Annotated in this window: 23 protein-coding genes; 8 read left to right on the forward strand and 15 right to left on the reverse strand. The window is 53.5% G+C overall.

Annotation, left to right across the window (positions count from 1 at the left end):
- Positions 1 to 114 precede the first annotated feature (114 nt).
- Complete coding sequence (locus LMS44_RS16180) at positions 115 to 1,137, reverse strand: LacI family DNA-binding transcriptional regulator (protein ID WP_498945694.1); 1,023 nt, start codon at positions 1,135 to 1,137, stop codon at positions 115 to 117.
- A gap of 263 nt (positions 1,138 to 1,400) precedes the next feature.
- Between LMS44_RS16180 and LMS44_RS16185 the strand changes: the two genes are divergently transcribed.
- From LMS44_RS16185 to LMS44_RS16200, 4 genes are read left to right on the forward strand one after another with little or no spacing between them, the layout of a single operon-like run.
- Entirely contained in the window at positions 1,401 to 2,399 is a 999-nt protein-coding gene (locus LMS44_RS16185; protein WP_498945696.1) for a tripartite tricarboxylate transporter substrate binding protein, read from the forward strand.
- Between the two features lie 30 nt (positions 2,400 to 2,429).
- Positions 2,430 to 2,900 (forward strand): tripartite tricarboxylate transporter TctB family protein, encoded by a 471-nt coding sequence (locus tag LMS44_RS16190; protein WP_474192379.1) that lies wholly within the window; start codon positions 2,430 to 2,432, stop codon positions 2,898 to 2,900.
- A gap of 4 nt (positions 2,901 to 2,904) precedes the next feature.
- Positions 2,905 to 4,431, forward strand: a complete 1,527-nt coding sequence (locus LMS44_RS16195; RefSeq protein ID WP_490203968.1) for a tripartite tricarboxylate transporter permease — start codon at positions 2,905 to 2,907, stop codon at positions 4,429 to 4,431.
- Positions 4,428 to 5,216: an HpcH/HpaI aldolase family protein gene (locus tag LMS44_RS16200; RefSeq protein WP_342584875.1), complete on the forward strand. Its 789-nt coding sequence runs from the start codon at positions 4,428 to 4,430 to the stop codon at positions 5,214 to 5,216. The genes LMS44_RS16195 and LMS44_RS16200 overlap by 4 nt, the downstream gene beginning before the upstream one ends.
- A 104-nt stretch (positions 5,217 to 5,320) precedes the next feature.
- Here LMS44_RS16200 and LMS44_RS16205 read toward each other — a convergent pair whose 3' ends face one another.
- From LMS44_RS16205 to LMS44_RS16245, 9 genes are all read right to left on the reverse strand, one after another.
- The gene (locus LMS44_RS16205) at positions 5,321 to 6,226 is read right to left on the reverse strand and encodes a ribokinase (protein WP_342584876.1); all 906 of its coding nucleotides are present in this window, start codon (positions 6,224 to 6,226) and stop codon (positions 5,321 to 5,323) included.
- A 105-nt stretch (positions 6,227 to 6,331) separates the two neighbouring features.
- Positions 6,332 to 7,285 carry a D-ribose ABC transporter substrate-binding protein gene (locus LMS44_RS16210; protein ID WP_009288677.1) on the reverse strand — a complete coding sequence of 318 codons (954 nt, stop codon included), beginning with the start codon at positions 7,283 to 7,285 and terminating at the stop codon, positions 6,332 to 6,334.
- A 78-nt stretch (positions 7,286 to 7,363) separates the two neighbouring features.
- Entirely contained in the window at positions 7,364 to 8,461 is a 1,098-nt protein-coding gene (locus LMS44_RS16215; protein WP_022522473.1) for an ABC transporter permease, read from the reverse strand.
- 25 nt (positions 8,462 to 8,486) lie between these two features.
- Entirely contained in the window at positions 8,487 to 10,034 is a 1,548-nt protein-coding gene (locus tag LMS44_RS16220) for a sugar ABC transporter ATP-binding protein (RefSeq protein WP_039860922.1), read from the reverse strand.
- 9 nt (positions 10,035 to 10,043) lie between these two features.
- Positions 10,044 to 10,688 carry a DUF2291 family protein gene (locus LMS44_RS16225; protein WP_278370126.1) on the reverse strand — a complete coding sequence of 215 codons (645 nt, stop codon included), beginning with the start codon at positions 10,686 to 10,688 and terminating at the stop codon, positions 10,044 to 10,046.
- A 58-nt stretch (positions 10,689 to 10,746) separates the two neighbouring features.
- On the reverse strand, positions 10,747 to 11,853 hold the full coding sequence (locus LMS44_RS16230; RefSeq protein WP_027959986.1) for an MDR/zinc-dependent alcohol dehydrogenase-like family protein: 1,107 nt from the start codon (positions 11,851 to 11,853) through the stop codon (positions 10,747 to 10,749).
- A gap of 434 nt (positions 11,854 to 12,287) precedes the next feature.
- Entirely contained in the window at positions 12,288 to 13,256 is a 969-nt protein-coding gene (locus tag LMS44_RS16235; protein ID WP_022522469.1) for a sugar-binding transcriptional regulator, read from the reverse strand.
- Between the two features lie 38 nt (positions 13,257 to 13,294).
- Positions 13,295 to 15,025 (reverse strand): dihydroxyacetone kinase family protein, encoded by a 1,731-nt coding sequence (locus tag LMS44_RS16240; protein ID WP_027959984.1) that lies wholly within the window; start codon positions 15,023 to 15,025, stop codon positions 13,295 to 13,297.
- A 93-nt stretch (positions 15,026 to 15,118) separates the two neighbouring features.
- Entirely contained in the window at positions 15,119 to 15,592 is a 474-nt protein-coding gene (locus LMS44_RS16245; protein WP_022522467.1) for an RpiB/LacA/LacB family sugar-phosphate isomerase, read from the reverse strand.
- 356 nt (positions 15,593 to 15,948) lie between these two features.
- Between LMS44_RS16245 and tal the strand changes: the two genes are divergently transcribed.
- Positions 15,949 to 16,896 (forward strand): transaldolase, encoded by a 948-nt coding sequence (gene tal / locus LMS44_RS16250; protein ID WP_414122003.1) that lies wholly within the window; start codon positions 15,949 to 15,951, stop codon positions 16,894 to 16,896.
- Positions 16,897 to 16,935: 39 nt separating this feature from the next.
- Positions 16,936 to 18,951, forward strand: coding sequence for a transketolase (gene tkt, locus LMS44_RS16255; protein ID WP_445533558.1), 2,016 nt, complete (start codon positions 16,936 to 16,938; stop codon positions 18,949 to 18,951).
- A 79-nt stretch (positions 18,952 to 19,030) separates the two neighbouring features.
- Here tkt and LMS44_RS16260 read toward each other — a convergent pair whose 3' ends face one another.
- From LMS44_RS16260 to ybaK, 3 genes are all read right to left on the reverse strand, one after another.
- Positions 19,031 to 19,906, reverse strand: coding sequence for a PA4780 family RIO1-like protein kinase (locus LMS44_RS16260; RefSeq protein ID WP_159177155.1), 876 nt, complete (start codon positions 19,904 to 19,906; stop codon positions 19,031 to 19,033).
- A gap of 33 nt (positions 19,907 to 19,939) precedes the next feature.
- Positions 19,940 to 21,373, reverse strand: a complete 1,434-nt coding sequence (gene dbpA / locus LMS44_RS16265) for an ATP-dependent RNA helicase (RefSeq protein WP_498945702.1) — start codon at positions 21,371 to 21,373, stop codon at positions 19,940 to 19,942.
- A 99-nt stretch (positions 21,374 to 21,472) separates the two neighbouring features.
- Positions 21,473 to 21,940 carry a Cys-tRNA(Pro) deacylase gene (gene ybaK, locus LMS44_RS16270; RefSeq protein ID WP_022522462.1) on the reverse strand — a complete coding sequence of 156 codons (468 nt, stop codon included), beginning with the start codon at positions 21,938 to 21,940 and terminating at the stop codon, positions 21,473 to 21,475.
- Positions 21,941 to 22,271: 331 nt separating this feature from the next.
- On the opposite strand from ybaK, the gene LMS44_RS16275 reads away from it, so the two are divergent.
- Positions 22,272 to 22,457, forward strand: coding sequence for a DUF3008 family protein (locus LMS44_RS16275; protein ID WP_498945704.1), 186 nt, complete (start codon positions 22,272 to 22,274; stop codon positions 22,455 to 22,457).
- A 62-nt stretch (positions 22,458 to 22,519) separates the two neighbouring features.
- On the opposite strand, the gene LMS44_RS16280 is transcribed toward LMS44_RS16275, so the two are convergent.
- Both LMS44_RS16280 and LMS44_RS16285 read right to left on the reverse strand, forming a co-directional pair.
- Positions 22,520 to 22,792 (reverse strand): hypothetical protein, encoded by a 273-nt coding sequence (locus LMS44_RS16280; RefSeq protein ID WP_039860484.1) that lies wholly within the window; start codon positions 22,790 to 22,792, stop codon positions 22,520 to 22,522.
- 101 nt (positions 22,793 to 22,893) lie between these two features.
- Entirely contained in the window at positions 22,894 to 23,760 is an 867-nt protein-coding gene (locus tag LMS44_RS16285; protein WP_498945706.1) for a cation diffusion facilitator family transporter, read from the reverse strand.
- Positions 23,761 to 23,875: 115 nt separating this feature from the next.
- Between LMS44_RS16285 and LMS44_RS16290 the strand changes: the two genes are divergently transcribed.
- Positions 23,876 to 24,745, forward strand: coding sequence for a LysR family transcriptional regulator (locus tag LMS44_RS16290; protein ID WP_474191849.1), 870 nt, complete (start codon positions 23,876 to 23,878; stop codon positions 24,743 to 24,745).
- Positions 24,746 to 24,918: the final 173 nt, after the last annotated feature.

A 24,918-nucleotide genomic window follows, 5' to 3' on the forward strand; every position in this document is an offset into this window, starting at 1 on the left:
ATGGGTGTAGGTAGGTTGGGTAGCTCAGGATCGGATCGATAGGCGTCCATTTAAGGACGTTCGGTTACCATCACCGCTATGTTCGCCGTAGCGGAGGTCAGGTGAGTGCAAAGTTCATGCTGCCGGCCCGGTACTCGCCCGCACCACCAGCTCGGGCGGTATTACCTTCCGAACCGGCGGAAATTGCTCCCCCGCCATACGAGAAAGCAGCAACTCACTGGCACACTGGCCAATTAGGTCAGTGCGCACCCGCACACTGGTCAATGCTGGTGCCGAGTAGGCGGCCGCAGCCATATCATCGAAACCGGTGACAGAAATATCCACACCTGGGCGCACCTCATGCCGGTAGCACGCCGCCAGCACACCAAAGGCGATAATGTCCGAAAAACACATAATTGCGGTCGGTGGTTCCGGCATCGCAAGCAGCCGCTTTAGCATGGCGTCACCGAATTCCAGTGTCGTTGGCCCGTGGTGAACCGAATCACTGGTGACAGGCAAACCGGCAGCATCCATCTGCTGCCGGAAGGAGCATTCTCGATCACGGGCAGTGGACGTATCACCGCCACCACCCAACCAAGCAAAGCGCCTATGCCCTGCTTCATATAAGTGTTCAAATAAAAGACGGATGCCTAGCACATCGTCGTTGATGACTCGATCGAAACTTGTATCAGCGACATCCCGGGAAATCAGCACCAGCGGAAAATCCTGTAGATGCCTTACCTGCGGCCCATCAAGATCTTCTCGGGTGGTACCGGCGACAGGCACTAAAATCAGACCCGCGGCACCATGCTCGGCCATCTGACGAATGAAGCGCGCCTGGATCGATGGTGTTTCATGGGCATGGCAGAACAGCATCATGCGATCCGCCTCGCGGAAGCGCGCTTCCATATGCCCAAGGAATTCGGTGAAAAAGGGGTTGCTCAGATCATTAAGGCATACCGCTACAGTGCCGCTATCGCCTCTCCGCAACCCCGCCGCATGCCGGTTATAGACGTAACCCAGCTCCTTCGCAGCCTGTTGGATACGCTCCCGCGTCGCTTGGGAAATTCGCAGATCATTACGCAGGGCTAATGATACTGCGGAAACGGTGACGCCTACCTGATCGGCGATAGTTTTAAGTGTCGGACGACTTGCCATATAAAAAACTCAACTCCCATGATTTATAGGCGACGGAACGCGATCTAGTACGCCAGCCTCCTTTTGGAATTATGAGCAACATACTCTCATAGCGGCTTTTTTAGTGATATCGCAAGCCTCGTAAACACGGAATTCCAATTCTATAACGACCAAAGTTGTATTTATTCAATCGATTGAACTAGGTAAAAAATGACAATGAAGGCATCCCAACAACTATCAAAAAACGCCGTCAATATCCCTCGCCACTGCCAGGAGCACACAGCATGACACGCACAAACTCGACAACAATAATGACTATCTCACTGCCCCTATGGGCCTCGTTGGCAGCCACTTCCGCCTCAGCCGATAACACTGAAACCTGTCACTGGCAGCCCGAACGAGCCGTTACCTTCATCGTTCCCTGGGGTACTGGTGGCGGCACCGACGCCAATGCACGTCGGTTGGCCAGCCTGCTTGAGGAACAAATGGGTGTGCCCTTCAACGTCATCAACCGTACCGGTGGAAACGGCGTTGTAGGCCACACCTCGCTCGCGCGTGGCAGACCTGACGGCTATACCATTGGTGCCGCCACTGTCGAGATCGACACCATGCACTGGCTCGGCCTAACGCCGCTGACTTACCAGGACATCACGCCCATCGCATTGATTAACCGCAGCTCGCCTGGGGTAGTGGTACAAAATAATTCGCCCTACGAAACGCTTGAGGATCTACTCGACGAGGCACGCCAGACCCCCGGAGAATTGACCGCATCGGGAACTGCCCAGGGCGGCATCTGGCATCTCGCCCTAGCCGGTATGCTCAAGGCCGAAGGACTGGCTCCCGACGCCATTCGCTGGATCCCCAGCCAAGGTGCTGGGCCTGCACTCAAGGAACTGATGGCAGGGGGCATTGATGTTGCGACACCTTCACTCGCTGAGGCCCGCAACCTGATCGAACAGGGGGAACTAAAGGCGCTGGGCTACATGAGCGATACTCCGATGGAACAGATGCCTGAAGTCCCTTTGACAGCTGACACACTGGAGAGTGGATGGACACTAAGTGCCTTTGTGACGGTCAGCGGCCCTGACGGTCTACCGGACGAGATCGCCTGCACCTACGAGCAAGCAATCGAGACAGCTATCAACAGTGAAGCCTGGGCCGAGTTCAAGCGCAGCAGTGGCACTCAGGTAGTGTTCGAAAATCGTCACGAGACCGCTCAACTCCTCGCTGAGGCTGATCGTCAATTGGGCGAAGTGGTCGAAGCGATCGGCCTCGCCAAATAAGCGAGGCCGATTGATAAGCAGGAGGTGTTCATGTGCAATGATCGATTGTCGGGGAGCCTACTGGTTCTCTTCGGCGCACTGGTGCTCTGGCGCGCCTCAACCTTCCCGTCCCTGGGCGGGCTGGAGTACGGCCCCGGCCTGTTTCCCTCTATCGCGGCGATTGGCCTGATAGTTTGCGGAGCGCTAATCGGCTTTGGGTCGCGGGGGCGGCGGAAGGCGCCGAGCACTTCGACGATGCCGCCTCGGCAAACAGGCTGGCGGATGGCGGCACGCCCCCTGGCCCTGCTGATCGTGATACTCGGCTATGGCCTATTGCTCGCCCCCCTGGGCTTTCATATTGCTTCCTTAATGGCAGTCTCCGCCACAGCCCTGATCTTCGGGATGCGTGCTGGGGGCGCAGTGCTGCTAGCGCTACCCCTGGTGATCAGCGTGCATCTGCTGTTCTATTCACTGCTGCGCGTCCCGCTCCCCTGGGGCCTGCTGACACCAATGGCATGGTGACGCTATGAGCGCCTCGACCCTTACTGCCCTATTCAGTCCAGCGTCTCTAGCGGTCATCGCCGCCTGTACGCTCTATGGCACTTTCATCGGCGCCATGCCGGGCCTAACCGCTACCATGGCGGTGGCCCTTCTGGTGCCCTTTACCTACTTCATGGATCCGTTGATCGCCATCAGCGCCATTGTCGCCACAACTACCACAGCGATTTTCGCTGGCGACGTACCCGGCACCTTGATGCGTATCCCCGGCACGCCCGCCTCCGCGGCCTACGTCGAGGACGCTTACCGCCTGTCACGCGCAGGACGCTCCCGCTCGACGCTGATGGTGTCATTGTTCGCCGCCTGCATTGGAGGCCTGGTGGGTGTCGCCCTTCTAGCGCTCATTGCCCCTCAGTTGGCCCGTGTCGCAGTGCAGTTTTCCAGCTTCGAAACCTTCTGGCTGGCCTGCCTAGGACTGAGTTGCGCGGTACTAACTAGTAACGGTAGCGTCGCCAAGAGCTTTTCCAGCCTCTTCCTCGGCCTATTTATCGCCACTATCGGCATCGATGTCGCCGTCGGCCATCCACGCTTCACCTTCGGCAATTACGAACTGTTCGATGGCATTAGCTTTATTCCCGCCATCATCGGCCTGTTTGCGCTCAGCGAGATTCTGCGCAGTGCACAGATAGGACATCGCGACCAACCTGCCAATGCAGTACAAGAGTCATTTTCCAAAGCGCTGCATGAGGCAGCGCTCGTACTGCGCCGCTTCAAGCGCAACATCGCCCGCTCCAGCGTACTTGGCACCCTGATCGGCGCGCTGCCCGGCGCCGGGGCAGATATCGCCGCTTGGATCTGTTATGCGATTTCACGGCGCTTCTCGCGCCATCCCGAACGCTACGGTACGGGGTACATTGAGGGCGTAACCGATGGAGGCTCCGCCAACAATGCCGCTATCGGTGGCGCCTGGACGCCAGCATTGGTGTTCGGTATCCCCGGCGATAGCGTCACGGCTATTGCCATCGGCATCCTGCTACTCAACGGGATGTCACCTGGGCCGCAGATATTTACCGAGTCACCAGAACTGGTACATACCCTTTACGGCGCCTTCGCACTAAGCAATCTCGCGATGATCCCTGCTGGCCTGTTGGTGATCATGGCTTCCAGTCAGGTGGTACGTATCCCGCGTCGGGTCCTCATGCCCTGTGTACTACTGTTCTCGTTGGTGGGAGCTTACGCCATTACCAACTCGGTCATTGCCATCTGGACAGTATTGGCGCTGGGTGTCCTGGGTTACGCCATGGAGGCCAATGGCTTTCCTCTGGCGCCCGCCATACTGGGTATCGTTCTCGGCACAATCGTCGAGGAAAACTTCATGACATCGATGATGAAGGCCCAAGGCGACTTGCTGGCCTTCTTCGATCGCCCCTGGGCGGCGGCGCTAGGCACACTCACCCTGCTGCTCTGGGCGTTGCTGCTGACTCGCGGTATCTATGAGAGTGTTCAGCGTCGTCGCCACCCTAGCCCCTCTTCGGAAACGGAAACCTATCCATGAACCATCGCAACCGTACCAAACTTGCCCTTAAGCAGGGTCGAGCCATTAGCGCCCTGTGGTTGGAAAGCGCCAGCCCCGAACTAGCCGAAATTGCCGTTTGGGCAGGTTGGAAAACCATTCTGATCGACAACGAGCACGGTGTCTCCAGCCTCGAGCATACCGCGCATCTAGTTCGCGCCATCGAAGCAGCAGGTGGTGAAGCGGTTTTACGCATTCCCGCCAACGACCCCACCTACCTGAAGAAAATCCTGGATATGGGGGTACGCTCAATCATGGTGCCGATGGTCAATAGCGCTGCACAGGCTCAAGCTATCGTCGATGCCTGCCGCTACCCTCCTCATGGACAGCGTGGCTATGCGGCTCCTATCGTACGCGCCTCAGGCTACGGCGCTTTCAGTGATTACGCCAGTCAAGCCAACGATGACCTGCTGTTGATCACCCAGATCGAGCATACTGAAGGGGCAGATAACGTCGAGGCGATCGCCGAGGTCGATGGCATAGACATGCTGTTCATCGGCCCCAACGACCTGGCGGGCTCTATGGACTTGCTCGAACGTCTCGAGGCACCCGAGGTACGCCGTCTGATTGAGGATCTTGAGCGCCGCATCGCCAGTAGCGGGCGCTGGATGGGCACCATCACCGGGCCCGGTCGCGATGTTACCACTCTTACCAATAGTGGCTACCGCTTCGTGGCCGGCCCCAACGACATCGCACTGCTCGCCAGCACCCTACGCCACGAGGCGGCACTATGGCGTGAGCAATCCGCTGATTTCGGAGGATCCTGATTCGGATATGGTCCTTAGTGGCCGGGGCGTCACTGCCACCGGCCTTCTGAAGACGTTAAGATAAAGTGACCAAGATAATGCTGAAAACAAACCACTGCCGCACTCTATAGCGCTTCTTGTTGACACATCAATCTATCAACCTCTTCCGCCATTGGAATACTACTGGCAGCGCCGCGTTTTTGAACCGCCAGGGCAGCCGCCGCTGTTGCCCTTTGCAAACACTGTGAAGGCTTTAGGCCAGCTTGCCTAGCGGCAAGGAAGTAACCCACAAAGGTATCGCCTGCGGCCGTTGTGTCGATGGCCTTTACCTTTAAAGCCGATTGAAAAAGAGTCTCACTGCTGCGCTGATACCAAGCCCCCTCGCTACCTAGGGTAAGAACCACCTCGACATCGCCAAGCGATTCTTTACAACGCCTTAGCAAATCTGCGGCGCTCGACTCTACCGGCATCTCTAATAAAGCGGCGGCCTCTGTACGGTTAAAAAAAAGCAGTTCACATTGGTCTAGAGGGAGTGATGATACCTTCGAGGTCATTGGTGCTGGGTTAAATATCACCTTGCAGCCGTGGCTCACTGCTAATGGAATAAGCTGATCAAGCCCGTTACATTCGTTCTGAATAAGTATTGTGTCGCCAGGAGCGGTTTGCGCAATAAGAGCCGTCATTTTCTCCTGCGTAAAACCATAATTGGCGCCAGAGAACAAAAGAATAGCGTTTTCACCCAGTGCGTCAATTTGAATAATGGCATGCCCACTTGGCTCTGAGGTCAATTCGACATCTTTCACACCAACACCCGCAGACTCAAGCTCACTGGTCACCCAGGCATCTATCGATGAAACTCGCCCCCAGTGACTCACCCTTCCTTTGGCACGCGCTATTGCCAGTGACTGATTGACGCCTTTTCCACCTAACCCAATATTATAATCACCGCTTTCCAAGGTTTCGCCAGGGCGGACAAAATAGGGTACACGGTAAGTATAATCGATATTGATGGAACCAAAATTAAAGATCATTGACACCCCCTCTTATTCAAAAAGCCAGCCAGCTTTAAAGCTGACTGGCCTCTAGGCAAGTTCCTCTAACACCTACTCTTCTAACGCTTACTCTTCTAAAACCTATTATTCCAACACAAAGGGAGAGGTATAGCTATCGACATTATCTTGAGTAATAAGGAAACAGTCATAAAGCTGTTTTTCACTATCCAACCCTGTTTCTCCGGTATTAATGTAATGATCAGCAATTTTTACTGCATGTTCTGCAAATACGGCCACCGGCTGTAGAACGGTATAGGCCAGTTCACCCGAGCGAACCGCATCAACAGCATCTGGTGAACCGTCAAAACCACCTACTATTACATCGTCTAGCCGCCCCTCCTGCTTTAGAGCCACAATGGCGCCTAAAGCCATTTCGTCGTTACCACTAATGACGCCTCGAATATCAGGATGAGAACGGAGCATACTCTGCATTTTATTGCGCCCTTCCGTCCGATCCCAGTTAGCGATGTCAGACGCAGCAAGGCTAAGATCGGGGTATTGGCTAAGCACCGTCTCATAGCCATTGGATCTTGTCGCAGCATTATTATCAGAAGGGGGTCCCTTTAACTCTATATAGGATCCCTCGCCATCTAGTTGCATTGCCCACTGTTGCGCTCCTAACGCGGCTCCTTGCGCATTATTGGAAACCAGTTGCGCTTTGGCCAATCCCTGCTGGTTAATCTCAGCGTTAATAATAAATACCGGAATTCCCGCCTCGATTGCTCTTCGCACAGCGCCAATGGAACCGTCCGCATTAGCAGGGTCGAGAATGATTGCTTTAGCCCCATTGGTAATTGCCGTATCGACCTGATTGCTTTCAGTGTTGGTGTCACCCACATGGGAACTTACATTTGCATCATAGCCCAATTCTTCTGCTGTACGCTCAGCAATTGTTCCTTCCGTTTGCCAATAGGGGTTTGACATATCATTGACAATAATTGAGATCAGTCCCTTGTCCTGAGCAACTATAGAGCTACTAAAGAGCATCGAGACACTGGCGAGAGCTGTAAAAAGCACTTTTTTACTTTTTGGAAGCATGATTATTACCTCATAGTTATGATTGTTGGTCTTTGAATCGGTAGACCTGAGCAGGCCACACTTCTAAGCAATGCTACGTTAAGTAGCACTTGCTCTAGAACCTTCACGCTTACTTTCTGTCGTTTTCTCGGCTTGTTGCGAGGACTTGTGTTTAGCACTGTATTGGACATTATTTAACATGACAGCGAAGACAATCACGCTACCCGTGAAGACCATTTGCCAATAAGCAGACACACCGATGATGACCAGACCGTCGGCGAGAAAGCCAATTACAAATGCGCCCAATAAAGTATTTCGAACCGTGCCACGTCCCCCCATCAGTGAGGCGCCGCCGATAACGACAGCAGCAATCGCTGTCAGCTCATAGGTAGTACCTGCCGTAGGCCCAGCAGAGGTCAACTGTGAGGCAAGCACAATCCCAGCCAGGGCTGCGCACACGCCGGAAATAATGTAGACGGAGAGCTTAACGCGATTGACGGGCACCCCTGATAGCTCTGCAGCACGCGCATTGCCACCGGTAGAGTAAATCCACCGGCCAAACGGCGTACGACTGAGCGCCAACATGCAAATAACCGCAGCACAAAAGAGAATCAAAACACCTACAGGAATACCGAATAGTTTATTAAACCCAAGCCATTCAAACCCAGTATTACCTAATGTAGGGTCACCACTTAAACTATTGAACGTTAATCCATCGGTTAGCAGCAGTGCGGCTCCGCGCGCGACATACAACATGCCCAGTGTGGCCACGAAAGCAGGCACTTTGAAGTAGGCAACTAATACGCCATTTATAGCCCCCACGAGGCCGCCCAGTAAGCAAGTAAGTACCACGACGACCCACACTGAAGGATAGAAAGCCAAATTAAACGCTTCAATCTCCACCCCTTCTAACAACATACCCGCGAACACTCCGCAAAGTGCCAACGTAGAGCCAACCGATAAATCGATACCGCCAGTCAGAATGACAAACAGCATGCCGATGCCTAGCAAACCAAAAACAGCCACATGCGAAGACATGGTTAAAAAATTACCCGTTGAAAAATAAACAGGCGAGAGCATGGAAAAGACAATAATGATCACGATTAATGCAAAAAAAGCCCTACCTTCCAGCAAAATCTTGACGATATCGATACTGCCTTTTTCATCTTGTAACGCGTTATTGTTGTGATGAGACATAGTCATTACCTATCCGATTGAATAATCATGCAGCAACTGATTCGCCCGAAGCAGCCATAATTTCATCTTTCGTTACACCCGGTTTGAATTCAGCGGAGATCCGTCCTTTGCTCATCACCAGCACTCTGTGTGGAATACTCAAGCACTCGCTTACTTCAGATGTTGTAAAGACAACCGCCAACCCCCGCCGAGCCCCTTGGCTCAATAACTTGAACACTTCGGCCTTGGCGCCCACGTCGATACCACGGCTTGGCTCATCAAGTATGATGACGTCTGGATGGGTAGCCAACATCTTACCGATCACCACTTTTTGCTGGTTACCGCCAGACAATGAACCAATGGAAGCCTCCCCGCCGTCTGTTTTAATGTGCACCTTATCGATAGCTGAATTAATCATTTCTGCCTCCAAGCTGGAAGAAGTAAGCCCCTTGCGAGTAAACGCATGAATACTGGCTAGCGACAGATTTCTACCGACTGACAGGGTGGGTACTAACCCATCACGCTGGCGATCCTCAGGCACTAACACCAACCCTCTCTCGATTCGCTGTGCAATGTTGTAATGGGATACGTCAGTTGAGTTGAGCAAGATATCTCCCTTGGACTGCCGGGTTCGCCCTGCCACACACTCCAATAACTCAGTTCTTCCAGCGCCCATTAGCCCATAAATGCAGACAATCTCGCCTGCGCGCACATCAAGAGAAAGATCCTCAACAACATAGCGACCTGCCACTTTATCGTCGCTTATGTAAAGGTTCTGAATAGAGAGCGCGGTGGAGCCCTGCTCATACCCTGTGGGCGGTGAGCCAAGGTCGAAACTCTCTCCTACCATATGCCTGACGATCCACTGCAGGTCGATATCACTACGTGGGGCATAAGCAGTCATGACCCCATCACGGAGAACAACGGCATGATCGGTAATCTGCAGCGCCTCCTCCAAATGGTGAGAAATATAAACAATCGACACACCCTTGTTTTTGAGATCCTGGACGACTTTGAATAACGTCTCGACTTCCGTGGCACTCAATGCGGAAGTCGGTTCATCCATAATCAAAATGCGAGAGTTCTTGGACAGCGCTCTCGCGATTTCAACGATTTGTTGCTGCCCCACCCGTAGATCTTCGACCAGGGTAAGAGGGTGGATCGGTTCATCCAGCTCCTCCATTAACAATTCAGCCTGACGTGCCTCTTCTTTATAGTCGACGCTGCCTCTTCCTTTAGTCAGCTCACGCCCCATAAAAATGTTGTCACGCACATTCAGGTTAGGGGCCAAGCTCAACTCCTGATGAATAATGGTAATCCCCAGCGCTTCAGCATCCGACGGTGAAGAAAAGCTGACGCTCTCTCCTTCCAATACAATCTCCCCAGCCGTCTGAGCAATGACACCAGACAAAATTTTCATCAGCGTAGATTTACCCGCTCCATTTTCGCCAAAGAGCGTTGTCACCTGTCCTCGATATATATCGAAGTTCACTTCTTTGAGGGCTTGCACGGCACCGAAACGCTTTTCGATATTGCGTGCAGAAAGAATCACCTCGGGTGGAGCCACTTCCACTGTTGATCTATCGATATTCATAGCCGCCCCTCACTCAATGGTCACTATACTCACAGGAGTAATTAGCCAGTTTTTGGGATTTATCATGGTAAAGGAGCCGACTACTTCTAACGTTTTTCCGGTTAACTCTTGCCCGGAAATATCCGCAAGCACTTGACGCTTCATTTCATCATTGAGCGCTGCGCCGACATCTTGGTACTCAATCTGATTGGTAAAGTCGCCAAATTGAATATTGCCGGTTGTATCTCTCAGCGTAGTGCCATTAATGGCTGGGCCTGTTTGCACACGAATAACGATATCTGAAGGCACATCGGCAACCTCTAGGGTGTAAACGCCCCCCCGGCTTTCTACAGCAACTCCGGATAAAGAGACCGGCACAATATGGCCAATGCCGGCAGCGACGCCGTATTTCTCACCTGCCGCTCCGGCATCCTGGAGAACCTCTGGCGCCAATACCGATGCATTTACAGCGTTATTCTCGACATACGCTTGGATCTCTGGAAATGTTTCCTGAGCAAATTGCTGGGGTGAAAACCCCACCGCGCTCTCAAGTTCAGTAAGACTAATGACTTTGGTATCAAACGCCATGAGTGCAACCAGCGCTAAAGCAAAAGCAGCTGCCACATAGGCCCTTATACGCTTATCACCGGGCACCGAATTTAATGTCGCCGACATAATCACTCCGGTTATCATTGTAGTTATAAAAAAGTTATAAATAAGAAACTTTCACTACCTACTTCCCGTCAGGTATAAGCACAACCTTTAATGCGTTAGGGTCATTGCGCATTAGATCTAGCCCTTGATGAAATTCGGCTAACGGCAGCTTATGGGTCACCACATGATCCGTTGGGAAATCACCATTACCAATGCCCTCAATGACAGGTGGGTAACAATAAGGGCCTAGATGCGCACCCAGCACATCCAGCTCTTTACGATCGCTAATAATGCTCCAATCAACAGTCACTGGCTCTTTGAATACACTAAATTCGACAAAGCGACCCAATTTACGGATCATATAAAGACCTTGCTCTACCGACTGTACCGCACCGCTCGCCTCAATATAGATATCGCAACCATAGCCTTCCGTTATGCCTTTAACGTAGTCAATAACATCGACTTCAGCGGGATTCAGGACAATGTCAGCACCAAACTGTTTAGCAAGTTCTAAGCGCTTGTTATTGAGATCCAGTACGACCAGCTTGGAAGGCCCGGACTTTTTGATCGCACCGATCATTCCTAGCCCTAGGGTGCCTGCCCCGGAGAGGACAACCACATCTCCCAGTTCAATCTGCGCACGCTTAACGGCATGTAACGAACAAGCATAGGGTTCAATAAGAACCGCTTTCTCCATCGGAATCTCATCTGGCAACTTGTGATTAATGGCTTCTTTGGGAAAGACCATATATTCAGCCATACCGCCATTTACGTTGTGCTGAAATCCATACACATCGTGCTTTTCGCACATCCAGTACTGCCCACGGTTACAGAAACGGCACTCCCAGCAAGGCACGATTTGCTCGGAAATAACGCGATCACCGACCTCAAGGTTTTTAACGCCCTCTCCTAAAGCCATCACATGACCAATAAACTCATGGCCTGGAATCATCGGTGCTTTGATATAAGCGGGCTGGGTTTCGTCTCCCCAAAAGCTGGGGGCGCCTTCATAGGCTTTGAGATCGCCTGCGCAGATTCCGCACGCTTCAACCTTTATCAGGACTTCACCCTCTCCCACCTTCGGCACGCCCACCTCTTCAAGACGATAATCACCAGGCGCGTAGGCTACGACGGCTTGCATGGTCAGAGGCAGTTCGGTGTGATTGTTGTTATCGGCGTTATGCATTACTCACTCCTAATATATCTTGTATTGCTTGGCTAGCGGCGCACGCTTTACAAAAGATCTTGCTGTGTACATATGAATTAACTGCTTTAAGCATAGCTGAGTCAATCCATAATGGAATTTTCTAATCTTATACTTTAGACCAATAACATAATTATTTGTTTTTTATATTTAAATTTTAAAAATGGAAACTATTTATTATTACGGCCATGCGAAAGCATCACTTAAAGCCATGCTATATGTTCCAGCATCGTACAAATGTACAAGCACCCGTCAAATATCACTGACATCGGAGCGAGGGACAAGGGGGAAACCAAGCATGCCAAAGAGTGCCCACATGCCCAAGAAAAGCCAATAAATGCAACAGAGAAAGTTGGGCCGACCTAAGCGTAAGATGCCGAGAAACCTTAGGTTTTGAATACAAATCAAGCGCGCACTTACCCGGTAGTCGCTTCATCGAGACGCAGAATGGTGTGCGCGTTAGTGACACTAGTCGCCAAGGTATCGATAACCCCGGTACGCAGCGCCCCCAGTATCCCAACCGCTTTAGTATTTTCACTGGCGATAGCAATAACGTCTGGAATACGCGTGAGATCCTGTATATTAAGTCCCACCACACGCCCCTGCATCTGCGTTGCGGAAGGCTTCCCATGGATATCGATAAAGTCATAGCCCATCATATCGCCCACGGTTCCAGAGAGCCGTGCTTCAGCAATCTCCTGGGCGGAAAACCACCCCATACGCACCATATTACTGTCTTCACTTACGTCACCCACGCCAATCAAAGCGGTATCCGCGCGTCGAGCCCGGTCTAGCGTCTGACGCACGGTGGAGTTTTCATACAATGCATCCCTAAGTTCACCGCTCTGTACCAGCGCAGGGGCATAAAGCGTCTCACTATCACCGCCAAACCTACTCGCCAAACGTCGACAAATATGATCGGGATTCATATGCTCGCCTGCGCGCAGCGAGCCACCAATTGCGCACACAAATGAAACCTTCAACGACTCCGCCAGGAAAACGTTATCCGCCACGGCGGCCACGTTACGACCCATGCCAACGGCTACGATCTGGCCATCGGTCAAACTACGCGACAGATGGTCTGCCACTAGGCTAGCGACTGACGAGCGCTGCACATCCGGGTCGGCATTATCCAGAGCAATCAACGCTCGCTTCAGGCCAAAGCGCCGCTTGAGCTCCTGCTCAATCTCAACACTAACGGCGGGATGCAGGCGCACTCGGACATCGACAATTCCTTCTGCCTGGGCACGCTTGAGCAGCCGCCCTATTCGCACACGCGAATGCCCGAGCCTATTTGCGATCGCTTCCTGCGTCTCCCCCTGCACATAGTAGAGCGTTGAAATCTCTGTCATTAAGTCTATATCTGCAGCGTCTTGACCATTCATCCTCGGCATCCAGGGGTTATTGAAGGGCATGTATCATGTCAGCTTGCTTGACACTTTTTCAACACAGGAATCAGCGCCTGAATAATCAGCGCCAATGAAACAGAACCGGCATCAGGCGTACCCACGCTTTTTTCAGCCAATGGTCGTGCGCGGCCAACACGGGGAATTAATTGCCTGGTAGCCTCAGCAGCCTCACTCGCTATGCGTGCAGCGGATTCCCAGCAAGCCAAAGCTCCCTGGCCTTTCTCAGCCTCCCACGACAGGGCATCGGCAAAAGGCACTAGCACGTCGACAAGCGTTTTATCGCCCAATTCAGCCTTACCAAATGCCATGACTTGCTGACGGGCATTGACCACGCCAGCAGCAAGACGCTGTCCTGATAACGGCTTCTCATTGCCAAGCGACTCCCCCATCGCTTTTAAGATAACCCGCCAGATAGCACCAGAGGTACCGCCCGCTTCGTCTGACCAGCGCTGCCCAGCCCACTGCAGCACTGTCTCCGCGCCCGCGCCGCCATCAAGAGCCTCTTTGGCCGCTTCAAGCGCAGCCCTGCTGCCCCGCTGCATACCAATACCGTGATCACCATCCCCAGCAACCGCATCAATCTGGCCCAGCATCTCGCAGTTTTCATTGACCGTATTTGCGAGCACTTCGAGCGCCTCAACGACGCCGCACGCTAATTTTCGCGAGGCATCGCTAGCCTCGGGAATCTCATCTTGCGTAACCACCTCTACCTCGGCAGGATCCAGCGCCTGCGCTGGCGTCACGCTGCCTTTTCGATAGCCCGGCGCATCCGCAGCGGCGGTCCACAGCGGCTCCATGTCTTTATCAAGCCAGAACAACGTCAGCGAAACCCCGGCCATATCAAGACTGGTCACCAGCTCGCCCACATCGGGCTCCACAATGCTTAATCCAGCTTCCTGCAGCAACTCGTCAACCTTGCGATAAATAACGAACAGCTCTTCATACTTAATAGTACCCAGGCCATTGAGTATCGGTGCCACCCGAGCTCCTTGGAGTCTGATACCGTCAGGAACTTCTTCCAATAATCGGGCAACGAGGATTTCTGCCAAGCCATCTGCGGAAGGAATATCCGTCTCACTAATACCCGGCTCGCCGTGAATCCCCAGCCCTATGGCCATCCTGCCTTCGGGCACATGAAAGAGCGAATCGGCTGCACCCGGTAACGTGCATCCCTCAAACGCCACTCCAAAAGAGCGCGTGCAGCGATTTGCCTCTTTCGCCACTTGAACTACTTCTTCCAGTGATAATCCCTTTTCTGCTGCAGCGGCGGCGGCCTTGAAAACGGTTAGATCACCTGCGATGCCCCGGCGCTTATCAATCTCCGCCAAGGGTGCACTGGCGACATCATCAGTGACCAGCACGATTTCACAGGGAATACCGTCCGCAATCAAACGCTCGCGCGCCTCACCAAAATGCAGCACGTCCCCCGCATAATTCCCAAAAGAGAGCAGCACACCACCGCCGTTGTTGGCGGCTTTGGCGACGGAATAAACTTGCTGTGCAGAAGGCGAGCAAAACAGATTTCCCATGACCGCCCCATGGGCCAACCCTTGCCCGACCAACCCCGCAAAGGTGGGGTAATGGCCACTACCACCGCCAACCACGACCGCAACACTATCTGGCTGGCTGCGCGTACTGCGTACGACACCTCCCGGCACAGCCATCAACTTATCGCGATGAGCAGCTACTAAACCTAAACGAGCTTCTTCAGGGAAATCATTTGGATCATTAAATAGGCGTGTCATTATTATATCCTCTGGAGTGAGGCCAAACTGCGTGATCACAGCTTGCATGCTGTTGTTATTAATCAGCGTCGACGAATATGAGCGATACCACGGTTACGGAGTATTCAATCGAGACTCATATTCGTCAATCTTTGCTATTTTTAATTCGGAATTTCCACCCGAAAAGTTGCTGCCCAAAAAGGTTGCCACTATTGATTTAGCCAACTCTGGCCCAATCACTCTGGATCCCAGCGTGACAATCTGTGCATTATTACTGGTGCGCGCCTTTGCTGCTGAGTAAGTATCGTGTGCCTGCGCAGCGCGGATACCGGGCACCTTATTGGCAGAAATAGCCACTCCGATTCCCGTGCCACATACCAGTACTGCACGATCGAAGCGCCCCTCCTTAATCGCCGTAGCCACCTCAAAGGCAACATCGGGGTACAGCACCGGCTGGGCATTAAAAGTGCCAAAATCTTCAACCTCGTAGCCTAACTCTCGGATATAACCAATGAGAATCTCTTTCAAGTCGTAAGCGGCCTCATCACCGCCAATGGCGACTCTGAGAGAAGACGTCGCACTAGACATTCATGCTCTCCCTTTCTAGGAAATAGAAACGCGGACGACTAACAACGATGAAAACCACCACGCAGTTGCCAGCCGTCTACTGACGCTATTCAATCTATCACTAACCGAGCATTTGTAAACACACCGATCATAAGATCTAGTTGTATTTTTTTGGAGGATTCAGGATAAAAACCAAGAAACAATCAATAATATATTGATAATAAAAGAATTATATGAATATAAAGCATTATCTACCAAGCACTATACTTTTGTTCAATGACCTTAAAATCGATTTCAGTGGCACGCTGATTTGACTAAATCGGTCTAAATGGACAATCATTTGAACACAGCATGTTCATTTTTAAGGAGAGTAGGCAATGTCGCTTCTGGATGGATTACGCGAACACTCACTGGTCGTGGCCGACACGGGCGACTTGGATGCCATAAAGCGCTATCAACCGCAGGACGCTACCACTAACCCCTCATTGATTCTCAAGGCCTTCGAACTGCCTCGTTATCAAGAGTTGATCGACAAGGTGCTTGCTGAATCATGTAGTGATGAGAGCGACCTGAGCCGAATAGTTGACCAACTTTCGGTTGCGATTGGCGGGCAAATTGCCAATGTGGTACCTGGACGAATATCGACAGAAGTGTCCGCACACCTCTCTTTTAATACCCAAGCCAGTATTCACAAGGCCTACGAACTGATTGAGCGCTACGAAAAAATGGGCATTAACCGCAGCCGTGTGCTGATCAAGCTCGCGTCTACCTGGGAAGGGATCCGTGCGGCTCAGCAATTAGAGCGTGAAGGCATCAACTGCAACTTAACGCTCTTGTTCAGCGATGCTCAGGCACAGGCCTGCTTTGATGCTGGGGTGTACCTGATATCGCCCTTCGTTGGCCGCGTTAGCGATTGGTATCAAAAGACAACAGGTGAACAGTTCACACCAGAAGAAGACCCTGGCGTGCTATTTGTAAAGGGGATTTGCGAGAGGGCTGCCACTGGTCATTATGACACTGTCGTCATGGGGGCAAGTTTTCGTACCACCGATCAAGTATTAGCGTTGGCGGGCTGCCATCGCCTGACCATCTCTCCCGCACTGCTAGAACAGCTTGATAGCATGGAAGGAGAGGTGGCCTCAAAAATCCAACAGAAAACCGTCGCTCGTAAAGCATTCACACCGCTATCAGAAGCTGACTTTCGTTGGCAGCACAACCAAGATGCAATGGCCAACGAGATGCTGGCTGACGGGATCCGACGCTTCGCCAGCGACCAACAAACATTAGAGTCGCTGATTGCTCAACGCTTGACTGCTCGCGCCTAAAGACACGCTACTCAATATAACAACTAAGGTATCACTGCTATGAATAACCGTTTTGAGCTGGCCAATGCCATTCGCGCCCTGTCCATGGATGCCGTTCAGAAGGCCAAATCCGGCCACCCGGGCGCCCCCATGGGTATGGCTGATATCGCCGAGGTGCTATGGAATGACTACCTCAAGCACAATCCCGAAGACCCCAAGTGGGCCGATCGCGACCGCTTTGTGCTCTCCAATGGCCACGGCTCCATGCTGCTTTACTCGCTGCTCCACCTCAGCGGCTACGAGCTGAGCCTGGAACAGCTGCAGAATTTCCGCCAGTTGCACTCGCCTACTGCCGGACACCCGGAATTCGGCTACGCGCCGGGCATTGAGACCACCACTGGCCCGCTGGGTCAGGGCTTTGCTAACGCCGTGGGTTTTGCCATCGCGGAAAAAACCCTGGCGGCGCAATTTAACCGCCCCGGCCACACCATCGTCGATCACCACACATGGTGCTTTGTAGGTGACGGCTGCTTAATGGAAGGTATCTCCCACGAAGCGGCCTCTCTGGCCGGTACCCAGCAGTTGGGTAAGCTGATCACTGTATACGACGATAACGGCATCTCCATTGATGGCGAAGTGGAAGGCTGGTTTACCGACGATACCGCCAAGCGTTTTGAAGCTTACGGCTGGCACGTGGTGCCCAATGTGGATGGTCATAAGCCTGAAGAGGTGAAAGCCGCTATTGAGCTGGCCAAGAGCCACGACGATAAGCCGAGCCTGATTATCTGCAAGACCATCATTGGCTTTGGTGCCCCCAACAAGCAGGGCAAGGAAGACGCCCACGGCGCCCCCTTAGGCGACGACGAAGTGGCCCTGGCACGCACTCAGCTCGACTGGCCCCATGCGCCCTTCCATATTCCCGAGCCGATCTACTCCGCCTGGGATGCCCGTGAAGCGGGCAAAGCGGCTCAGCAGGCGTGGGACGCGCGGTTTGCCCGCTATGCGGAAGCCTTCCCCACGGAAGCGCGGGAGTTCACCCGCCGGATGAAGCGCCAGTTACCCGCGGAACTGCCCACCGAAGCCTTGATCGAGCAGGCCCAAGAGCGTGGCGAGACCATTGCGTCACGCAAAGCCTCGTTCGAAGCACTCAATGTGATTGGCCCACAAATGCCGGAACTGCTGGGTGGCAGTGCCGACCTGGCGCCGTCTAACCTGACCTTCTGGAAAGGCGCCAAAGCGATCACCCCGGAAGACGCCAGCGGCAACTACCTGCACTACGGTGTGCGTGAGTTCGGCATGGGGGCGGTCATGAACGGCATCGCCCTGCACGGCGGTCTGGTACCTTACGGTGCAACCTTCCTGATCTTTATGGAGTACATGCGTAACTCGATTCGCATGGCGTCGCTGATGGGCCAGCAGGTGATTTACGTGTTTACCCACGACTCCATCGGCCTGGGTGAAGATGGCCCGACTCACCAGCCCATTGAGCAGCTCACCAGCCTGCGTACCACGCCGAATCTAAACACCTGGCGCCCCTGTGATGCGGTGGAAACCGCCGCCGCCTGGGATGCGGCCATCAAGCGTCACTCTGGCCCCACGGCGCTGGTGCTGTCACGCCAGAACCTGCCCCACCAGCAGCGCACTAAAGCGCAGTTGGCAGCGATTCAAAACGGGGCTTATGTTCTTAAAGACCCGGTGTTGAAAGACAGCGAAGGCACGCCAGAAACACCCGAGCTGATTCTGATTGCCACCGGTTCAGAAGTCGGCCTGGCGATGGATGCCGCCGCTGAACTCGAGCAGCAGGGCAAAGCGGTGCGTGTGGTCTCCATGCCATCGGCCTATCGCTTCAACGGTCAGGATGCCGAGTACCGTGAAAGCGTACTGCCCAAAGCGGTGACCAAGCGTATCGCTATCGAAGCGGCTCACGCCGACTACTGGTACAAGTACGTAGGTCTGGACGGCCGTGTGATCGGCATGACCACTTACGGCGAATCCGCCCCGGCAGGTGATCTGTTCAAACACTTCGGTTTTACCGTCGACAATGTGGTCAAGCAAGCAAATGAACTGCTGGGTTAAATCTTAAAAGCAGGCAAAAGCTCGAACCAGGCTCCTCACTTTGCTATCAAACGAGAGGAGCCTGATTTATTGAGGCTGTTCAATAAGGCTGCGGAATCTCGCCGTCGTCGTCATCATCGCGCATACGCGCTTGGCGTTCCGCCTCTTCCTCTTTGGCATCGTCAATAACTTCCATCAACTCATCGACGTTAGCGATATGGGTGTCGGCATCGAAGTGGCCGGTGAGCTTGCTATCCGGATGTAGTTCACCGGTTTCATACAGCGCCCACATCTCTCTGCCATATTCGGTGCTCAAAAGCGCGGGAGCGAACTGGCCGAAGTAGTTGCGCATGTTATCCACATCGCGATACAGCATCGCGGCCGCGCTGTTATTACCGGCAGCGTCAACGGCCTGGGGCAGATCGATAATCACCGGGCCAGAGGCATCGACCAGCACGTTAAATTCCGACAAATCGCCGTGAATCAGGCCCGCGCACAGCATCTTAACCACGTCTTGAATAACCTTGGCGTAGTAGGTCTCGGCCTGCTCTGGGGTAAGCGTGACTTCGTCCAAGCGAGGCGCGACGTTACCTTCGGCATCGCTGATCATCTCCATCAACAGTACGCCGTCCACAAAGCCATGAGGCTCAGGTACCCGCACACCCGCCGAGGCAAGACGGTAGAGCGCGTCGACTTCGGCATTCAGCCACGCCTGCTCCTGCTCTTTCTGGCCGTAACGGGTTTTTTTGGCCATCGCCCGTGAACGGCGACTATTGCGCTCTTTACGCCCCTCTTGATATTGAACGGCCTGTTTAAAGCTACGCTGTTTGGCCTCCTTAAATACCTTGGCACAGCGCACTTCTTCACCGCAGCGCACCACGTAGACCTGCGCTTCCTTGCCACTCATTAACTGCACCAACACCTCGTCGATCATTCCATCATCGACCAGGGGTTGTAATCGCTTAGGGATTTTCATGGTTAGCTGCGTCGGCTCCTCTTTGGTACGCGTTCAATAACGGATACGGCGAACACGGAAAGCCCGCCCTTTTAATTTATCACGCTCGAGTTTGGCCTGAGCCTGCTGAATCACATCGCGCTCAACGGCCACATAGGCGCTGCGGGCGAGCACTTTAATTTTACCCACTTGATCGCCGCGCAAGCCGCCTTCACTGGTCAGTGCGCCAAGAATATCGCCGGGGCGCAGCTTGTCTTTTTTGCCACCGGCTAACTGCAATGTCGCCATTAGCGGCTCGAACGGCACCGAGTGCTTCGGTTTAGGCAAGGGCTCAGTTTTAATCGCCTGCTCCAGCAACCCTTCCAGTCGCTCCAGCCGGTAACTCTCTTTAGGGGTTACCAGCGTACAGGCAATGCCACTGGCCCCGGCACGACCGGTGCGACCTACCCGGTGCACGTGAACATCAAGCTCGCGGGCAATTTGGTAGTTAAACACGGCGTCCAGCTGGGCAATATCAAGGCCGCGGGCGGCAACGTCCGTGGCCACCAGAATAGACGCGCTCTGGTTAGAGAACAGAATCAGAATGCGATCACGATCCTTCTGCTCTAAATCGCCATTGAGCGCCACGGCGCTAAAACCAGCATCGGTCAGTTGCTCAGCCACTGCCTGGGTTTCGCGTTTAGTGTTGCAGAATACCACGCTGGTCGCGGGCCGATAGACCAGCAGCAGTTGGCGCAGGGCGTCAAATCGCGCCTCTTCATTGGCGACACTGTAAAAGTGCTGTTGAATCGTCGTGGCGTCGTGCACCTCGGCGATTTTCACCATCACCGGTTCACGCATGACGCCGCGGGTCATCTCGGTTAAACCGCCCGATGACTGCTCGTCTGGGAAGGTTGCGCTGAACAGCAGCGTTTGGCGGTCAGTTGGGGTCTCGGCAATGATGTCATCAATGGTTGCCTGGAAGCCCATATCCAGCATGCGATCCGCTTCATCTAACACCAGCATGGCGAGAGATTCCAAAGTGAGCGAGCCTTTGCGCAAGTGCTCGTCAATACGCCCTGGTGTGCCTACGACAATGTGTGCCCCGTGCTCCAAAGAGCCGAGCTGCGGGCCAAAGGGCGCACCGCCGCAGAGGGTCAGTATTTTTACATTGGCCATGCCGCGGGCTAAACGGCGCAGCTCTTCAGCCACCTGGTCAGCGAGTTCCCGGGTAGGACACAGCACCAGGCCTTGCACCGCAAAGCTCTCGACTCTCAATTTAGCCAGCAGTGCCAAACCAAACGCTGCCGTTTTGCCTGAACCGGTTTTCGCCTGCGCCAGCACATCGCGCCCGGCCAGCATCGGTGGCAGGCTCTCTGCCTGCACCGGCGACATTTCGTGGTAGCCAAGGGACGCAAGGTTGCTCAGCAGAGCTTTTGGCAACGCTAACGAGGAGAAAGAGGAGTCAGACACGATATTACCTTGCTTGGGCCACAGGTAGATGGCCATCGGAAAACAGCGCACGCAGCCTAAAAGACAAACGACACGCGCAAATATTACCGCACCATACCAGAAAGTGCCCGGGGCTGCGCCGCCATCACAGTGACATCAGGTTGCCAGGGGCACAAAGGTAGCCTGACTCAGCGTGGCTAAATCCCCCGGGGCCAGCTCGATTTCAAGTCCACGACGCCCGGCGCTTACATAGATACTGGCAAAGCTTTCGGCAGAATGATCAATAAAGGTGGCCAAGCGCTTTTTCTGACCCAGCGGGCTAACACCGCCCAGCACATAACCGGTTGTGCGCTCGACTTCCGACGGTTCCGCCATGGTCGCTTTCTTTGCGCCGGCGGCTTTAGCGATCTGCTTTAACCCTAGTTGGCCATTCACCGGCACAATACCTACCGCCAGCTGTTTACCATCCAGCTTTACCACTAAGGTTTTAAAAACCTGCTCCACCGCGACGCCCAGTTTTTCCGCCGCCTCCAATCCATAGGAGTGCGCGGTGGCGTCGTGATCGTACTCATGGATTTGAAAGGCAATGCCTGCGTGTTTTGCACTATTGATAGCCGGTGTCATGGCGTTCTCTTCATTAATAGCGTTGATACGATGACTTTACTGAATGGCACACTTCGCCCGATAGGTTAATAGCGCGACAGGCAAATGGAAGTCAACCGGTGGCTGAGCATGAATGTTAGCACGCTATAAATGGAAAGCTGAGCGTGTAAATGAGCATTTCGATCGGACTCGCGCACGAGGCGATTTTTAACGCAGTATTGTCGAGCGCAGTCAGTTTTCGTACAAAGCCTAGTACGCTATGAATGGAAAGCTGAGCACCAGTGACTATGCTTAAAAATGCAATGCTCAATAGTGCATAGGTAAACGGAAGCTAAATGAAAGGAGTTCAACAATGCCAGCAACCTCCAAAGCGCAACAGAAAGCGGCGGGCGCGGCACTATCCGCTAAGCGCGGAGAAACCAAGCCCAGTGAGCTTTATGGTTCGTCTAAAGAGATGTATGACTCCATGAGCGAGGAGGAGCTAGAAGATTTTGCGAGTACAAAGTGCAAAGGCAAACCGGAAAAGAAACAGGATTAACTATCCTTTTTGATATAAAACCGCCAGCTTAGCGAAGCTGGCGGTTTTGGCTTTACTAACGACTACTGCTTGCAAGGCACCACTTTACGCAGGGTGTCTTTTGCCCATAACGTTTGGCCATCCGGCGTACGGCCATGCTCATTCCAACGTTCGGCGGTTTCCAGGCAGAACGATCCGGCGCTTTCAACGCTCGCATCGCGGTTAGCCGGGCGCTCACCGCCAATCCGCATAACGTCAGGATTGTCGGTAGTATAACTTGGCGCAATGGTAGAGCTTGCACAGCCAGCGACCAGTGTGGTCAGTAGCAGTACGGGTAAACAGCGGCGCAGTGGCATGTTTTTACAACCCTCAACGTAGCACTATTAAGCCGACACCTATTGTCGGTAGCGCTAAATAGCACTGCCTGTAACAGAACGTCAATCTTTTTTCACCCTTCTCAGCCAGCGACTAAGGTAAGACTGGTAATAGGGCGCAGGTTTAGCCGTTTACAGCGCTTCTCTACACTCTCCACTATCTCTTGAGCGTCGTCGAACTGCTGCTTGTCGAGCTGGATATCGACCATTAAAAAGCTGCCCACCTGGGCCAGACGCACATCGTCGGCAGTGACATCAAAGTCAGCTATATCCTCCACCACATCACGTCGCACGCTGCTGCATGAACCGCCAAACATCAGCTCACGCAGTGCTCCCTTCACCATGCGAACCGGCATGGGCAAGAAGTAGCCTGCAATGATCAGCACCATCACCGGGTCGGCAAAGCGCGCGTAGCTGGCCCATGGCGACTGGGTTAACAGCCAGGTAAGCCCAAACCCCAACATGACAGCGGCACTTAGCCAGGTATCCATCTGCCACTGACGTAGCTCGGCGGTCAACAGCGAAGAGCGCGCTACACCGGCGTAGCGCGCCAGCCACCACCAAGTTAATAAACAACCCGTGACGTTGACCACGCCAAACATCAGCGCCAAATCCAGCGTGACCAACCGCCCACCATCGAGCAGGCTCCATAGCGCGGAGACCAATGACACGATACACACCATCACGATCACTACGCCTTTGAGCAGCACTGCAAGCGGCTCTACCGTCAGCCGCCCAAAGGGGTAGTGTTCATCCGCAGGTTTACGCGCCTGCTGAAGTGCAAACAGAGACAACGATGCCAGCACAAGGCTCAGCAGCGAGTAGCCGCTGTCAAAAAGAATCGTTATAGAACCGCTGGTTAGCCCTAGCGTAAGCCCGGTAAACGCAAATAGGCTGGCTGAAATGGCTGAAAATCTTAGCGCACGGCGCTCGGCAACAAAGGGGGTCACGCGGATAACTCCATCACTTTAAGCGAATTATGCGCCATAATAGAGAAGAGTTATGACAATCACGAATCGCTCAGCGCCAAGTTAACTGGCGCTCAAAGCGTTAAACGAGGCGACTATGCGTGCAGAACAGGTACAGGCCTTTATTGATGTCACCGAGCATGGCTCCTTTGCCGCAGCAGCAAGACATACCGGCCTTAAACGGAGCACACTGAGTGCCGCCGTCAATGCGCTTGAGGATAGCCTGGGCGTGGCGCTATTTGAGCGTTCGGGCAATAGCCTAACGCTCACCGCCGTGGGCGATAGCGTGCTTCCTGACTGCTACCGCCTGCTGACCAGCGCAAGCCGAATCAAAAAACACTGCCACCAGCATTTGCAGGGCGTTGAAAGCCAACTCGGCATCGCCCGTGATGACGCCCTGCCCGAGGTGTTTTGGCGTCAGGTAATGCATGATTTAAAACAGCAGTTTCCGCTAACCGCGATTTCAGTGTACCTAGTGCCACCCCAGGAACACACCCAGTTTGTGCAGCGCCAAACGGTGGATATTGCCTTCGGTCTGTATACCGCTGAAGGCATTGATACCAACGCGGCCAACCTTGCTCCCGTCAGCATGCGTTTAGTGGCAGCGCCCCATCATCCTTTGAGTCGCCTCCCTAGCGTTAACCGCGACGACTTAGCCCAATACACCCAAGTGTGTTTGACCCACGTACAGGATGACAAGCTGATCAGCGAAGCGCTGTTTTCAGGTAATTATCTGGGTTTAACCATGTTTGAGGTGATCCGCGATGCCGTCATCAACGCGACCGGCTGGGCGCTGCTGCCTTACCCGCTGGTTAAAGGCGCCCTAGAGGCAGGCACGCTCTGCATGCTAAATCACGATCTAGTGCTAGACAGCCACTATTACCGCTATGTGGAGAGCGATAACCGCGGCGTGGTGGCCACCGCCTTGTTAAACAAAGTGGCGCACTTCTTAGCTTCCCAGAACTGAGCCCCGGGCGAATACCAGGCTAACACTCAGGACTTGCTGACATATCGTTGAAATCTTTTTATGGAAAAAAATACCAAAGCCTTCCACGCTATTACAAAGAGCTAAATAAGGAGCCGCCAGGACACACCACGTGAGGAACACTGGTAAGTGTCATCTGGGCGTAATACGCACCT

Origin of the sequence: Halomonas profundus (assembly GCF_020865425.1) — a bacterium.
Classification (GTDB): domain Bacteria; phylum Pseudomonadota; class Gammaproteobacteria; order Pseudomonadales; family Halomonadaceae; genus Vreelandella; species Vreelandella titanicae.

Coding starts and splice junctions, on each gene's coding strand:
- LMS44_RS16230 (WP_027959986.1), bottom strand. CDS start 11,853: ATGCATAACGCCGATAACAACAATCACACCGAACTGCCTCTGACCATG.
- LMS44_RS16240 (WP_027959984.1), bottom strand. CDS start 15,025: ATGACACGCCTATTTAATGATCCAAATGATTTCCCTGAAGAAGCTCGT.
- LMS44_RS16245 (WP_022522467.1), bottom strand. CDS start 15,592: ATGTCTAGTGCGACGTCTTCTCTCAGAGTCGCCATTGGCGGTGATGAG.
- LMS44_RS16205 (WP_342584876.1), bottom strand. CDS start 6,226: ATGATCTTTAATTTTGGTTCCATCAATATCGATTATACTTACCGTGTA.
- LMS44_RS16210 (WP_009288677.1), bottom strand. CDS start 7,285: ATGCTTCCAAAAAGTAAAAAAGTGCTTTTTACAGCTCTCGCCAGTGTC.
- LMS44_RS16195 (WP_490203968.1), top strand. CDS start 2,905: ATGAGCGCCTCGACCCTTACTGCCCTATTCAGTCCAGCGTCTCTAGCG.
- LMS44_RS16225 (WP_278370126.1), bottom strand. CDS start 10,688: ATGTCGGCGACATTAAATTCGGTGCCCGGTGATAAGCGTATAAGGGCC.
- dbpA (WP_498945702.1), bottom strand. CDS start 21,373: ATGGCCATCTACCTGTGGCCCAAGCAAGGTAATATCGTGTCTGACTCC.
- LMS44_RS16185 (WP_498945696.1), top strand. CDS start 1,401: ATGACACGCACAAACTCGACAACAATAATGACTATCTCACTGCCCCTA.
- LMS44_RS16190 (WP_474192379.1), top strand. CDS start 2,430: ATGTGCAATGATCGATTGTCGGGGAGCCTACTGGTTCTCTTCGGCGCA.
- LMS44_RS16260 (WP_159177155.1), bottom strand. CDS start 19,906: ATGAAAATCCCTAAGCGATTACAACCCCTGGTCGATGATGGAATGATC.
- LMS44_RS16275 (WP_498945704.1), top strand. CDS start 22,272: ATGCCAGCAACCTCCAAAGCGCAACAGAAAGCGGCGGGCGCGGCACTA.
- LMS44_RS16220 (WP_039860922.1), bottom strand. CDS start 10,034: ATGAATATCGATAGATCAACAGTGGAAGTGGCTCCACCCGAGGTGATT.
- LMS44_RS16290 (WP_474191849.1), top strand. CDS start 23,876: ATGCGTGCAGAACAGGTACAGGCCTTTATTGATGTCACCGAGCATGGC.
- LMS44_RS16215 (WP_022522473.1), bottom strand. CDS start 8,461: ATGTCTCATCACAACAATAACGCGTTACAAGATGAAAAAGGCAGTATC.
- LMS44_RS16180 (WP_498945694.1), bottom strand. CDS start 1,137: ATGGCAAGTCGTCCGACACTTAAAACTATCGCCGATCAGGTAGGCGTC.
- ybaK (WP_022522462.1), bottom strand. CDS start 21,940: ATGACACCGGCTATCAATAGTGCAAAACACGCAGGCATTGCCTTTCAA.
- tkt (WP_445533558.1), top strand. CDS start 16,936: ATGAATAACCGTTTTGAGCTGGCCAATGCCATTCGCGCCCTGTCCATG.
- LMS44_RS16235 (WP_022522469.1), bottom strand. CDS start 13,256: ATGAATGGTCAAGACGCTGCAGATATAGACTTAATGACAGAGATTTCA.
- tal (WP_414122003.1), top strand. CDS start 15,949: ATGTCGCTTCTGGATGGATTACGCGAACACTCACTGGTCGTGGCCGAC.
- LMS44_RS16200 (WP_342584875.1), top strand. CDS start 4,428: ATGAACCATCGCAACCGTACCAAACTTGCCCTTAAGCAGGGTCGAGCC.
- LMS44_RS16280 (WP_039860484.1), bottom strand. CDS start 22,792: ATGCCACTGCGCCGCTGTTTACCCGTACTGCTACTGACCACACTGGTC.